Source organism: Streptosporangiales bacterium, from assembly GCA_009379955.1.
Lineage (GTDB): Bacteria > Actinomycetota > Actinomycetes > Streptosporangiales > WHST01 > WHST01.
Window position 1 is genome coordinate 1 of sequence record WHST01000163.1, and the last position, 12635, is coordinate 12635.

At 72.4% G+C, this 12635-nt stretch carries 13 protein-coding genes; 12 read left to right on the forward strand and 1 reads right to left on the reverse strand.

Annotation, left to right across the window (positions count from 1 at the left end; translation table 11 throughout):
- The 3 genes from GEV10_29760 to GEV10_29770 form a co-directional block, all read left to right on the forward strand.
- Nucleotides 1-1303: threonine--tRNA ligase (locus GEV10_29760; GenBank protein ID MQA82598.1), on the forward strand; the 1303-nt coding region annotated here is incomplete at its 5' end.
- Nucleotides 1300-1878 (forward strand): HIT domain-containing protein, encoded by a 579-nt coding sequence (locus GEV10_29765; GenBank protein ID MQA82599.1) that lies wholly within the window; start codon nucleotides 1300-1302, stop codon nucleotides 1876-1878. The genes GEV10_29760 and GEV10_29765, both read left to right, overlap by 4 nt.
- Before the next feature lie 20 nt (nucleotides 1879-1898).
- Nucleotides 1899-2525 (forward strand): DUF1707 domain-containing protein, encoded by a 627-nt coding sequence (locus GEV10_29770; protein ID MQA82600.1) that lies wholly within the window; start codon nucleotides 1899-1901, stop codon nucleotides 2523-2525.
- 43 nt (nucleotides 2526-2568) lie between these two features.
- Here the strand turns inward: GEV10_29770 and GEV10_29775 are convergent, their stop codons facing one another.
- On the reverse strand, nucleotides 2569-4728 hold the full coding sequence (locus GEV10_29775) for an elongation factor G-like protein EF-G2 (protein ID MQA82601.1): 2160 nt from the start codon (nucleotides 4726-4728) through the stop codon (nucleotides 2569-2571).
- A gap of 145 nt (nucleotides 4729-4873) precedes the next feature.
- On the opposite strand from GEV10_29775, the gene GEV10_29780 reads away from it, so the two are divergent.
- The 9 genes from GEV10_29780 to ruvB all read left to right on the forward strand — a co-directional run bounded on the left by GEV10_29780 (nucleotide 4874) and on the right by ruvB (nucleotide 12438).
- On the forward strand, nucleotides 4874-5491 hold the full coding sequence (locus GEV10_29780) for a CDP-alcohol phosphatidyltransferase family protein (protein MQA82602.1): 618 nt from the start codon (nucleotides 4874-4876) through the stop codon (nucleotides 5489-5491).
- Between the two features lie 119 nt (nucleotides 5492-5610).
- Complete coding sequence (locus GEV10_29785; protein ID MQA82603.1) at nucleotides 5611-6531, forward strand: phosphatidylinositol mannoside acyltransferase; 921 nt, start codon at nucleotides 5611-5613, stop codon at nucleotides 6529-6531.
- The gene (locus GEV10_29790; protein ID MQA82604.1) at nucleotides 6531-7673 is read left to right on the forward strand and encodes a glycosyltransferase; all 1143 of its coding nucleotides are present in this window, start codon (nucleotides 6531-6533) and stop codon (nucleotides 7671-7673) included. The genes GEV10_29785 and GEV10_29790 overlap by 1 nt, the downstream gene beginning before the upstream one ends.
- The gene (locus GEV10_29795) at nucleotides 7670-8230 is read left to right on the forward strand and encodes a hypothetical protein (protein ID MQA82605.1); all 561 of its coding nucleotides are present in this window, start codon (nucleotides 7670-7672) and stop codon (nucleotides 8228-8230) included. Before GEV10_29790 ends, GEV10_29795 begins: the two co-directional genes overlap by 4 nt.
- Before the next feature lie 30 nt (nucleotides 8231-8260).
- The gene (locus GEV10_29800) at nucleotides 8261-9319 is read left to right on the forward strand and encodes a hypothetical protein (protein MQA82606.1); all 1059 of its coding nucleotides are present in this window, start codon (nucleotides 8261-8263) and stop codon (nucleotides 9317-9319) included.
- Complete coding sequence (locus tag GEV10_29805) at nucleotides 9320-10072, forward strand: YebC/PmpR family DNA-binding transcriptional regulator (GenBank protein MQA82607.1); 753 nt, start codon at nucleotides 9320-9322, stop codon at nucleotides 10070-10072. It begins immediately after the preceding gene.
- 100 nt (nucleotides 10073-10172) lie between these two features.
- A complete protein-coding gene (gene ruvC, locus GEV10_29810) occupies nucleotides 10173-10697 on the forward strand; it encodes a crossover junction endodeoxyribonuclease RuvC (GenBank protein ID MQA82608.1) in 525 nt (174 codons plus the stop codon).
- Nucleotides 10694-11311 carry a Holliday junction branch migration protein RuvA gene (ruvA, locus tag GEV10_29815; GenBank protein MQA82609.1) on the forward strand — a complete coding sequence of 206 codons (618 nt, stop codon included), beginning with the start codon at nucleotides 10694-10696 and terminating at the stop codon, nucleotides 11309-11311. Before ruvC ends, ruvA begins: the two co-directional genes overlap by 4 nt.
- A 65-nt stretch (nucleotides 11312-11376) precedes the next feature.
- Nucleotides 11377-12438, forward strand: a complete 1062-nt coding sequence (ruvB, locus tag GEV10_29820) for a Holliday junction branch migration DNA helicase RuvB (GenBank protein ID MQA82610.1) — start codon at nucleotides 11377-11379, stop codon at nucleotides 12436-12438.
- Nucleotides 12439-12635 lie beyond the last annotated feature (197 nt).

The window sequence follows — 12635 nt, forward strand, 5'->3', positions numbered from 1 at the left end:
CGAGAAGAACCCGCAGTTGCAGCGCATCTACGGCACCGCCTGGGAGAGCAAGGACGCGCTCAAGGCCCACACCGACCGGCTGGCCGAGGCCGAGCGGCGCGACCACCGCAGGCTCGGCGCGGAGCTCGACCTGTTCAGCTTCCCCGACGAGATCGGCTCGGGTCTCGCGGTGTTCCACCCCAAGGGCGGCATCCTGCGCCGCGAGCTGGAGAACTACTCGCGCCGGCGCCACGAGGAGGCCGGCTACGAGTTCGTCAACACCCCGCACATCACCAAGTCGAAGCTCTTCGAGATCTCGGGTCACCTGAAGTCCTTCGCCGACGGGATGTTCCCGCCGATGGAGCTGGAGGGGGCGAAGTACTACCTCAAGGCGATGAACTGCCCGATGCACAACCTGATCTTCAGGTCGCGCGGGCGGTCGTACCGGGAGCTGCCGCTGCGGCTGTTCGAGTTCGGCACCGTCTACCGGTACGAGAAGTCCGGCGTCGTGCACGGGCTCACCCGGGTCCGCGGGCTGACGATGGACGACGCGCACATCTACGTCACCAAGGAGCAGATGGGCGGCGAGATCAAGGCGCTGCTCAGCTTCGTCCTCGACCTGCTCCGCGACTACGGGCTCGACGACTTCTACCTCGAGCTCTCCACCCGCGACGACTCCGACAAGTTCGTGGGGGAGCCGGCGGAGTGGGCCGAGGCCACCGCCGCGCTGGCGCGGGCGGCGGAGGAGTCCGGCCTCGACCTCGTCCCCGACCCCGGCGGCGCGGCGTACTACGGCCCGAAGATCTCGGTGCAGGTCAAGGACGCCATCGGCCGGAGCTGGCAGATGTCGACCGTCCAGCTCGACTTCCAGATGCCGAAGCTGTTCGAGCTGGAGTACCAGGCGGCCGACGGCAGCCGGCAGCAGCCGGTCATGATCCACCGTGCGCTGTTCGGCTCGATCGAACGCTTCGTCGGCGTGCTGACCGAGCACTACGCCGGCGCCTTCCCGCCCTGGCTCGCGCCGGTGCAGGCCGTCGGCATCCCGGTGTCCGACGCGCACGTGCCGTACCTGCGCGAGGTGGCTCAGCAGCTGCGCGGGCACGGCCTGCGGGTCGAGGTCGACGAGTCCGACGACCGCATGCAGAAGAAGATCCGCAACGCGCAGCGGCAGAAGGTCCCGTTCATGCTCATCGCGGGCGACGAGGACGCCGCGAAGAAGTCGGTGTCGTTCCGCTACCGCAGCGGCGAGCAGGACAACTTCGTGCCCGTCGACACGGCCGTCGAGAAGATCCTGCGCGCGGTCGAGGAGCGCACCCAGGTATGACAGAAGCGCACCAGGGCGACGCCGAGACAGCCGACCCACAGGAGCAGGACGGGGTCGGCTGCCCGGACGACTGGGAGCGCCTCTGGACGCCGCACCGCATGGCGTACATCAAGGGCGAGGGCAAGCCGTCGGGACCCGAGCCCGACGACGGCTGCCCGTTCTGCCGCATCCCGGGTGTCCCCGATGCCGACGGCCTCGTCGTCGCGCGGGGTGCGTCGGCGTACGTCGTGCTCAACCTCTACCCGTACGCCCCCGGGCACCTGATGGTGTGCCCGTACCGCCACGTCGCCGACTACCCCGACCTCGACGACGCGGAGACCGCGGAGGTGGCGGCGCTGACGAAGCGGGCCATGACCGTGCTGCGCGCGGTGTCCGGAGCCCACGGCTTCAACATCGGCATGAACCAGGGCGGCGTCGCGGGCGCCGGCATCGCGGCGCACCTGCACCAGCATGTCGTGCCGCGATGGGGCGGCGACACCAACTTCATGCCGGTGGTCGGGCGCACCAAGGTGCTGCCGCAGCTGCTGGGTGACACGCGCTCACTGCTCGCGGACGCCTGGGACACCACCGACTGAGCACCCCTAGACTCGGGCTCATGTCCACGCCCGACCTGCCCGCGCGTCGTGAGCTGCGGGCGTCCGACCAGGACCGTGACCGCGTGGCCGAGGTGCTCCGCGACGCCGCGGGCGACGGCCGGCTGACGCTCGCCGAACTCGAGGAGCGCCTCGACCTCACCTTCCGGGCGCGCACCTACGGCGACCTCGAGCCGATCACCCGCGACCTGCCGACGTCGTCGACCGCGGCCGCGGGTGCCGCGGCCCCGCCGCCCGCCGACGCCCGTGAGGCGCCGAAGGAGATCAGCACCATCCTCGGCAGCGAGAAGCTCGGCGGGCGGTTCGTCGTGCCGCCGAGCATGCACGTACGCGCGGTGCTGGGCGAGGTCAAGATCGACTTCACCGAGGCGATCGTGCCGCACGGTGAGGTCGAGATCTACGCCGACGCGTTCCTCGGCGAGGTCACCCTCACCGTCCCCGAGGGTGTCAACGTGCAGCTCGAGGCGGGCAACAACGTACTGGGCGAGCGCAAGAACAAGCTGCCACCGCCGTCGTCGCCCGACGCACCGGTGATCCGCGTGCGCGGCACGGTCGTGCTCGGCAGCGTCAAGGTCGAGCCCAGGAAATGGAACCGCCTGAGAAAGTTCCTGCAGACCGGCGAGATGTGAGTTGTCGGTGGCAGGCGACGCCTGCCACCGACAACACACGCCGTTAGGCGTCCTGCGCGTTCGCCGCCGCCACCTTCTCCGCGACATGGCTCGGCATCGACTCGTGCCGGAGGTACGTGCGACTGAACGAGCCCGTGCCGTGCGACATCGACCGGAGGTCGATCGCGTACCTGGTGATCTCGATCTGCGGGATCTCGGCCCGCACCAGGGTGCGGCCCAGCCCGACCGGCTCGGTGCCGACGACCCGGCCGCGTCTCGTGGACAGGTCGCCCATGACGGTGCCGACGTAGTCGTCGTCGACGAGCACGGCGACCTCGTCGACGGGCTCGAGGAGGAGCACCTGCCCAGCGTCCGCGGCCTCGCGGAGCGCGATCGAGCCGGCCGTCTGGAACGCCATGTCGGACGAGTCGACCGAGTGCGCCTTGCCGTCGACCAGGGTCACCTTGATGTCGATGACGGGGAAGCCGGCACTGATGCCCTTCTCCATCTGGGCGCGGACGCCCTTCTCGACCGACGGGATGAACTGCCGCGGGACGGAGCCACCGAACACCTTGTCGACGAACTCGAATCCGCCTCCGGTCGGCAGCGGCTCGACCTCGATGTCGCAGATGGCGTACTGGCCGTGCCCGCCGCTCTGCTTGACGTGGCGGCCGCGGGCCTTCGCCGCCCCGCCGAACGTCTCGCGCAGCGGGACGCGCAGCTCGACCTTCTCGATCTCGACGCCGTAGCGCGTCGCCAGCCGGTCGAACACGACGTCGCAGTGGGCCTCGCCCATGCACCACAGGACGAGCTGCCGGGTCTCGGCGTTGTGCTCGACCCGCAGGGTCGGGTCCTCCGCCTCCACCCGGCCGAGCGCCTGCGACAGCTTGTCCTCGTCGGCCTTGGACTTCGCCTGGATCGCGACGGGCAGCAGCGGGTCGGGCAGCTCCCACGGGCGCATCAGCAGCGGGTTGCTCTTGTCCGACAGCGTGTCGCAGGTCTCGGCACTGCCGAGCTTGGCGATCGCGCAGATGTCACCGGCGATGACCTGGGCCGCGGGTGTGACCTGCTTGCCGAACGGGACGGAGAGCGCGCCGATCCGCTCGTCGACGTCGTGGTCCTCGTGACCGCGGTCGGCGAGACCGTGACCCGAGACGTGCAGCGTCGCGTCGGGGTGCAAGGTGCCGGAGAACACCCGGACGAGGCTGATCCTGCCGACGTACGGGTCGGACGTGGTCTTCACGACCTCGGCGACGAGCGGGCCCGACGGGTCGCAGGTGAGCGGCTCGGTGGGCGAGCCGTCGGGGGTCGTGACCGGGGGCACCGCATGCTCGAGCGGGGAAGGGAAGCCCGCGGTGATGATCTCCAGGACCTCGTGGGTGCCGAGCCCGGTCGGGGACGCCACGGCGAGCACGGGGAAGAAGGTGCCACGCGCGACGGCGGTCTCAAGGTCGTCGATGATGACCTTGGACTCGATGTCCTCGCCCTCGAGGTAGCGCTCCATGAGGCTCTCGTCCTCGCTCTCGGCGATGATGCCTTCGAGCAGGGCGCCGCGCGGCTCCTCGATGCGTTCGAGCTGAGCGGCCTCGGCGTCGCGGACGGTGCGGTCGCCCGAGGAGTAGTCGAACACCTGCTGGGAGATGAGCCCGATGAGGCCCTCCGCGGACGTGCCGTCGTCGCCGTACAGCGGGAGGTAGAGGGGGAGGACGTTGTCGCCGAACGACTCCTGGCAGGAGGTGAGCGCGTCCTCGAAGCTGGCGCGGTCCTTGTCGAGCTTGGTGATCACGACGGCGCGCGGCACGCCCACCTGGGCGCACTCGTCCCAGATCATCCGCGTCGTGCCGTCGATGCCGTCGGTGGCCGAGACCACGAACAGCGCGGCGTCGGCCGCGCGCAGGCCCGCGCGCAGGTCGCCGACGAAGTCGGCGTAGCCGGGAGCGTCGAGGATGTTGACCTTGATGCCGTTCCACGAGAGGGGAACGACCGCGAGCCCGATCGTGCGTTGCTGCCTGAGCTCCACCTCGTCGTAGTCGGTGACCGTGGTGCCCTCCTCGACGGTGCCCGGGCGCGTGACCGCGCCGGTCGCGACGAGAAGTGCCTCGGTGAGCGTCGTCTTGCCTGCCCCTGAGTGGCCGACCATCACCACGTTGCGTATCGAGGACGGCTGGTCGGCCGTCGGTGCCCTGCCGGCGGCCCCAGGCCCACCGCTCTGCTTCTCCGCCATGGTTGCGCCTCCTTGCGCTCGCGGAACGTGCCCCCATACGGTGCCGTCGCCGGCACCTGATCGGTCCACCCTTCACCCATGCGCGCCGGTGCACAAGAGGTCCTCCCGGGGAGAACGGCCGTCGCGGGCTACGATCGGCGCGATGCTGCTCTCCGGTCTCCGTCCGGGCCTGGCCAAGGCCATCACCCCGCTCGCCCGCGGGCTCGTCAGGATCGGCGTCACCGCCGACCTCGTGACGATCGTCGGCACCGTGGGCGTGGCAGCCGCCGCGCTGTGGTTCTTCCCGCGGGGTGAGCTGTTCTGGGGCGCCGTCGTCGTCACCGTGTTCGTCGTCTTCGACATGCTCGACGGGGCGGTCGCCCGCGCGCGCGGCGGCTCGTCGAGGTGGGGTGCGTTCCTCGACTCCACCCTCGACCGCGTGGGCGACGTCGCCATCTTCGGCGGCCTGCTCTGGTGGTTCGTCGCCGGGGCGGACCGGCCGCTCTACGCCGCCCTGTGCCTGTTCTGCCTCGGCACCTCGTTCCTCACCTCCTACATCAAGGCGCGCGCCGAGGGCCTCGGCATGACGTGCGACGTCGGCATCGCCGAACGCGCCGTCCGGATCATCGTGATCCTCGTGGGCGCGGGCATCAGCGGGTTCGGCGTGCCGTTCGCGGTCGAGATCGCGCTCTGGCTGCTGGCGGTCGCGACCGCGATCACCGTCGGGCAGCGGATCGCCGAGGTCCGCAGGCAGGCCGTCGCCGACCAGCGAGATCCCGCCTGATGAGCGCAGGAGCCGAGGAGCGAGCCGGAGGTAGGGGTCGCGACGGTCACCGCACCGTCGACTGCGCGTCCGCGGCACCTGCCGTAGGCGAGTGAGGAGGCGGGCGCGGTGGAGGCACGATGAGCGCGTTCGCGGAGCGGGTCTCCGTCGCCGGGTACCTCAGCGGATGGCGGCTCGTCCGCGGCCTGCCCGAGCCGGTGGCGCGCGTCGCGTTCCGCGGCCTGGCCGACGAGACCTGGCGTCGTCGTGGGCGCGGCGTGCGGCAGCTCGAGCGCAACCTCGCGCGCGTCCTCGCGGCGGAGCCCGACTCGCCGCGGGTGCGGGCGCTCGGCCGCGCCGCGATGCGCTCCTACGCGAGGTACTGGCTCGAGGCGTTCCGCCTGCCCTCCTGGAGCCACGACGAGATCCGCTCGAGGGCGACGGTCGACGCGTGGGGGAAGGTCACCGCGGCCGTCCGCGCGCGCGGCGCCGTCGTCGCCCTGCCTCACATGGGCAACTGGGACCTCGCCGGCGCCTGGGCCGCCGCCAACGGCGTGCCCGTGACCGCCGTCGCCGAGCCGCTGCGGCCGCGGGAGCTGTACGACCGCTTCGTCGCGTTCCGGGAGCGCATCGGCATCGAGGTGGTCGGGCTCGGCGACCCGGGACTGATGTCGACGCTCGTCGAGCGCGCCGGTGCGCACCGGCTGGTGGCACTCGTCGCCGACCGTGACTTCGGGCGCGGCGGCGTGCCCGTGGAGTTCTTCGGCTCGCCGGTCCGCATGCCTGTCGGTGCCGCCACCGTGGCCGTCCGTGCCGGCGTACCCCTGTTCCCCATCACCCTGTGGTACGACGACCTGGCGCGGGTGCGCGTCCACGACGCCGTCGAGGTGCCGGCGCACGGGACCGAGAGGGAGCGGGTGGCCGAGATGACGCGGGCGGTGGGGCGCGTCTTCGAGGACGGGGTGCGCGCGCATCCGCAGGACTGGCACATGCTGCAGCGCATGTGGCTCGCCGACAGGGGGGACGACAGGCGCGAGGCCGCGGCCCGGACGGAGGCCTGATGCGGATCGGCCTCGTCTGCCCGTACACCTGGGAGGTGCCCGGCGGCGTGCAGACACACGTGCACGACCTGTCGGTGGCCCTGCTCGAGCTCGGGCACGACGTCTCGGTGATCACCCCGGCCGACGACGACACCGACCTGCCGTCCCATGTCGTGCCCGGCGGGCGCGCGGTGCCGGTGCCGTACAACGGCTCCGTCGCGCGACTCGCGTTCGGCTTCCGCTCGGTCGCCCGGCTGCGGCGCTGGTTGCGCGAGGGGCACTTCGACGTGCTGCACGTCCACGAGCCCGTCGCGCCGAGCCTGTCCCTGCTCGCCTGCTGGGCCGCGGACGGGCCGATCGTCGCGACGTCGCACACGTCCAACCCGCGCTCGATGCTGCTGACCGCCGCGTACCCGCTGGTGCAGACGGCGATGGAGCGGATCAGTGCTCGCATCGCGGTGTCCGAGGCGGCGCGCAAGACGTTCGTGGAGCACCTGGGCGGTAGCGCCGTCCTGATCCCCAACGGCGTGCTGACCCGCCGCTACCGGGCGCAGGAACGCCTCGACGGCTGGCCGGGCGACGGCGGCGCGCTCGGGTTCCTCGGCCGGATGGACGAGCCGCGCAAGGGTCTCGACATCCTCGTCGAGGCATTCGCCTGTCTCGCCGAGCGCCGGCCGGGACTCCGGCTGCTGATCGCGGGACCAGGTGACCCGGACGACGTGTACGACGCGCTGCCGGCGGCCCTGCACCCGCGGGTCACCGTGCTCGGCAAGGTCGCCGAGGTCGACAAGGTGCGCATGCTCCACTCGGTCGACGTGTTCGTCGCGCCGAACACCGGCGGGGAGAGCTTCGGCATCGTCCTCGCGGAGGCGATGGCCGCCGGCGCCACGATCCTCGCCAGTGACCTCGACTCGTTCCAGCAGGTACTGGGCCCAGGCACGGCAGGGGCGTTGTTCCCGGTCGGCGACGCCGCGGCGCTCGCCGACGAGGCGGCGGCGCTCCTGGACGACCCCGAGCGCCGGAGCCGGCTGGGCGCCGCCGCGCTCGAGGCGGTGCGCGCGTACGACTGGGGCACGGTCGCCGAGGACGTCGTCCGCGTGTACGAGACCGTCACCCAGGGCGCGCGCGTCGTCGAGGCGCGCGCGGATCGGCACCTGCCATGAACGCACTCGTCTGGCTGCTCGTGGCCGCGGTCGTGCTGGTCTCCGCCGCGTTCTGGGCGACGTGGATCGCCAGCCGGCTCGACCGGCTGCACCACCTCGTCGAGACCGCGAGGGCGGCGCTCGACGCCCAGCTCGTCCGGCGGTCGGCCGTGGCCCTGGAGCTGGCGTCGTCCGGCCTGCTCGACCCCGCGGCGAGCATGCTGCTCGCCGACGCCGCGCACCGGGCACGCGCGGTCGACGACACGGACAGGGAGCTGGCCGAGAGCGCGCTGTCCGGCGCGCTGCGTGCGGTGCTCGGACAGCCGGCCCTGCGCAGCGACATCGCGCGGACCGGCCGGCATGGCGTCGACCTGCTCGACGACATGGATGCGGCGATCCGCAAGGTCATCATGGCCAGGACGTTCCACAACGACGCCGTGGCCACGGCGCGCAGGGTGCGCCGCAAGCGGCTGGTGCGGTGGCTGCGTCTCGCGGGCAACGCCGCGATGCCGGAGTTCTTCGAGATCGACGACGCACCGCCACCTCCTGAAACGGCGGCGGAACCTGCTCTAGGCTGAGTGGTCGGCGAACGCGGGAGGACGGAGAACATGGGGCAGTCGGCACGGCTGGCCGCGCACTGGTACGCGACCGCGCTCGTGCTCGTCGCGAGCGCGGCGCTGCGCCTGCTCACCCCGCCCAGGTGGTACCCGATCTGGTGGGCCGTCGCGGAGGTCGGACTCGGCGTCGTGGTCTGCGCGCTGGCCTGGTGGGTCTCGCGCGGGGCGCGGCCCGCGCGACCCGCTGCGCTGGCGACCGGAGGCGTGATCGTCGCGGGGGCCGTCGTGCTCGCGGTGCTCGACGTCGGCTACGAGTTCGCCGCGGTGCCCGCGGTCGTCGGGCTGCTGGCGACGGCGACGTCGCCCGAGGCGTTCACGCGAACGACGGGCGCGCCGGCGACGTCCGGCGAGGCCTGGGCGGTGCCTGCCTTCGTCCCCGGCCCCCGGCCAGGGGTGACCTCCGGGTTGCCGGTGCCGCCGTGGCAGCCCGGCTCACCGGCGCCGGCGTCACCGGCTCGACCGTGGGGGCCGCCGGCGCAGCAGTGGCCGCCGTCCCCGCACCAGCAGGCACGGCAGCCGGCACCGTGGCCGGGTGGACCGCAGGGCCAGGATCCCTCTTCGGCCGGGCAGCAGCAGCAGCCGCCGCATCCATCCGGCGTCCGGTCGGCTCAGGACCGGATGGCGACCGAGTACGGCCCGGCGGGACGCTCGGTGCCGGCGCTCGGCGACGACGCCCCGGTGCCGGACGGGCGGCAGGCCGGCACCCCGACCCCGACCCCTGAGCCGGCGCCGTACGCTGACGGTGGAGCGCAGGCCGGTGAGCAGGCGCTTCGCGCACGCCGGCACCGGGTGCCCGCTCCCCAGGAGCCGGAGTCCGGAGAGCCGGAGTCCGTGGTGCCGGAGCCCGTGCTCCCGGAGGAGGCGCTCCCGCGGCCGACGTGGGACTTCGACCCCAGGCCGCGGGGGAGGCGTGCGGCACCACCGCCGGACGATTCGCCCGACAGCGGCGAACGCGGGGTGGAGTGGGCACCGCGCAGGCGGCGTCACGCCACTCCGGAGTCCGACGACACGCACCACGCCGACGAGGGTCGGGCGACCGAGGAGGAATGAGTGTCAGGTCACTCCAAGTGGGCTACCACGAAGCACAAGAAGGCCGTCGTCGACGCGCGGCGCGGCAAGCTCTTCGCGAAGCTCACCAAGAACGTCGAGGTCGCCGCGCGGCTGGGTGGCGCCGACCTCTCCGGTAACCCGACCCTCTACGACGCCGTGCAGAAGGCCAAGAAGAGCTCGGTGCCCAACGACAACATCGACCGGGCGATCAAGCGCGGCGCCGGGCTCGAGGCCGGAGGCGCCCAGTACGAGACGATCATGTACGAGGGCTACGCGCCCGGCGGTGTCGCCGTGCTCATCGAGTGCCTGACCGACAACCGCAACCGCGCGGCGTCCGACGTGCGTACGGCGGTCACCCGCAACGGCGGCTCGATGGGTGACCCGGGCTCCGTCGCGTACATGTTCAGCCGCAAGGGCGTCGTGGTCGTGCCGAAGTCCGGCGATCTGTCCGAGGACGAGATCCTCGACGCCGTCCTCGACGCCGGCGCGGAGGAGGTCAACGACCTCGACGAGGCGTTCGAGGTGGTCTCGGAGGCGGGCGAGGTGGTCGGCGTGCGCACCGCGCTGCAGGAGGCCGGCATCGACTACGAGTCGGCCGAGGCGAGCTTCGTCCCGAGCGTCACCGTCCCGCTCGACGAGTCCAACGCCAAGCAGGTCTTCCGGCTCATCGAGGCCCTCGAGGACAGCGACGACGTCCAGAACGTCTACGCCAACTTCGACGTGTCCGACGAGGTCATGGAGAAGGTCGGCTGACGCGTCACGCCGCGAGACGTCGGCGGGTCGGCTGGCCCGCGCCGTCCCGGGTCGGTACGTTCGTGCCGAACATCTGTTCGGGCGAGAGGGTGTCAGCGTGTTGCGTGTGCTCGGGGTCGATCCTGGGCTGACCCGGTGCGGGCTCGCCGTCGTCGACGGCGCTCCCGGACGCAAGCCGGTGCTCTGCGAGGTCGGCGTCGTCCGTACGCCTGCCGGTCACGAGCTCGGCGAGCGGCTGGTGGCGATCGAGGCCGTGGTCGAGGAGTGGCTCGACCGGTGGCAGCCGGGTGCGGTCGCGGTGGAGCGCGTGTTCAGCCAGCACAACGTCCGCACCGTCATGGGCACCGCCCAGGCGGGTGCGGTTGCCGTGCTCGGCGCGGCGCGGCGCGGGCTGCCGGTCGCGTTCCACACCCCGAGTGAGGTGAAGGCGTCGATCACCGGCAGCGGCCGGGCCGACAAGGCGCAGGTGGGCCTCATGGTCGCGCGGCTGCTGTCGCTGGCCGAGGCGCCGGCGCCGGCGGACGCGTCCGACGCCGCCGCGCTCGCCATCTGTCATCTCTGGCGGGGAGCGGGTCAGGCGCGGGTCGCCGCCGCCCGCAAGGCCGCGGTGGGGAGAGCATCGTGATCGCGTTCGTGTCGGGGCGGGTGGCCGCCCTCGCGCCGGACTCCGCCGTGGTCGAGGTCGGCGGCGTCGGCCTCACCGTCCAGTGCACGCCGGGCACCCTCGCCGGCCTGCGCCTCACCGAGCCGGCCAGGCTGGCGACGGCGCTGATAGTCCGCGAGGACTCCCTGACCCTCTACGGCTTCGCCGACGAGGACGAGCGCGTGGTGTTCGAGATCCTGCAGACGGTCAGCGGCGTCGGTCCGCGGGTCGCCCAGGCGATGCTCGCCGTGTACGCCCCCGACGACCTCAGGCGCGCGGTCGCCGCGGAGGACATCACCGCGCTGACCCGGGTGCCGGGCATCGGGCGCAAGGGCGCTCAGCGCATCGTGCTGGAGCTCCGTGACCGGCTGGGGGCCACGGTCGGCCAGAACGGCGCGGCGCGTCCGGCGACGGCGGCGGGCCAGTGGCGCGAGCAGGTGGCGTCGGGCCTAACCGGGCTCGGCTGGGGGCAGCGTGACGTCGACGACGCGCTCGGTGCGGTCGCGCCCGAGGCCGAGGAGACCCTCGCCGCGGGCGGCGAGCCGAACGTCGCGGTGCTGCTGAAGTCCGCGCTGAAGTCGTTGAGCCGGAGATAGGAGGCGGTCGCGGATGACAGCGAGCGGAGGAGGCGGTTGCGGGTGACGGCGAGCGAAGGTCGCGTATGACGGGCGGGGCGCACGACGAGGGCAGCCTCGTCGCGTCGGAGGCGGAGCCGGGGGAGCGCGCGCTCGAGGCGACGCTGCGCCCCAGGTCGCTGTCCGAGCTCGTCGGGCAGGAGCGGGTGCGCGAGCAGCTCTCCCTCGTGCTCGAGGCGGCGCTGGCCCGCGGCACCGTGCCCGACCACGTCCTGCTGGGTGGCCCGCCGGGCCTCGGCAAGACCACGCTCGCGATGATCATCGCGAGCGAGATGAACACCCCGCTGCGCGTCACCAGCGGACCGGCGATCCAGCACGCGGGCGACCTCGCGTCGATCCTGTCGACCCTCACCGAGGGCGAGGTGCTGTTCATCGACGAGATCCACCGGCTGGCGCGCCCCGCCGAGGAGACCCTCTACCTGGCGATGGAGGACTACCGGGTCGACGTCGTCGTCGGCAAGGGCCCTGGCGCGACGGCGATCCCGATCGAGCTGCCGAGGTTCACGCTCGTCGGCGCGACGACCCGCGCGGGGCTGCTGCCCGGTCCGTTGCGCGACAGGTTCGGGTTCACCGGCTACATGGACTTCTACGACACCGCCGAGCTCGAACGGATCCTCGCGCGGTCGGCCCGGCTGCTCGACGTCTCTGGCACACCCGACGGCATCGCCGAGATCGCGAGCCGGTCCCGGGGCACGCCGCGGATCGCCAACCGGCTGCTGCGGCGCGTGCGCGACTTCGCCGAGGTCAGGTCCGACGGTGTCGTCACGGTCGACGTGGCCCGCGCGGCGCTGCGTGTCTACGACGTCGACGAGGACGGCCTCGACCGGCTCGACCGTTCGGTGCTCGACGCGCTGCTCTCCAAGTTCGGCGGCGGACCCGTCGGCCTCACCACGCTGGCCGTGGCCGTCGGTGAGGAACCGGAGACGGTGGAGACGGTCGCCGAGCCGTTCCTCGTGCGCCTCGGCCTGCTCGCCCGCACGCCGCGCGGCAGGGTCGCGACGCCGGCGGCCTGGCACCACATGGGCGTCACGCCTCCCGCCCCGACCGACCCGGCGGGTCGCCCGACCCTGTTCGACGGCGACGCCTAGGAGCTCTTCACCTCACGAACGTGGACTTCACCTCGTCCCTGCACGAGGTGAAGTCAGCGTTGATCACGTTAACCTCGGTCTTTCACACCTGGTGGGGCGACACGGGGTGTGGTGATGCGAAAGTGCCTTGTCTGCAAGGGAAACTGGGACTTGTCGACGGTCCTGTTGCTCTTGGAGAAAGGCACTTCGCGGGTGAA

Coding starts and splice junctions, on each gene's coding strand:
- GEV10_29765 (MQA82599.1), top strand. CDS start 1,300: ATGACAGAAGCGCACCAGGGCGACGCCGAGACAGCCGACCCACAGGAG.
- GEV10_29770 (MQA82600.1), top strand. CDS start 1,899: ATGTCCACGCCCGACCTGCCCGCGCGTCGTGAGCTGCGGGCGTCCGAC.
- GEV10_29775 (MQA82601.1), bottom strand. CDS start 4,728: ATGGCGGAGAAGCAGAGCGGTGGGCCTGGGGCCGCCGGCAGGGCACCG.
- GEV10_29785 (MQA82603.1), top strand. CDS start 5,611: ATGAGCGCGTTCGCGGAGCGGGTCTCCGTCGCCGGGTACCTCAGCGGA.
- GEV10_29790 (MQA82604.1), top strand. CDS start 6,531: ATGCGGATCGGCCTCGTCTGCCCGTACACCTGGGAGGTGCCCGGCGGC.
- GEV10_29795 (MQA82605.1), top strand. CDS start 7,670: ATGAACGCACTCGTCTGGCTGCTCGTGGCCGCGGTCGTGCTGGTCTCC.
- GEV10_29800 (MQA82606.1), top strand. CDS start 8,261: ATGGGGCAGTCGGCACGGCTGGCCGCGCACTGGTACGCGACCGCGCTC.
- ruvB (MQA82610.1), top strand. CDS start 11,377: ATGACGGGCGGGGCGCACGACGAGGGCAGCCTCGTCGCGTCGGAGGCG.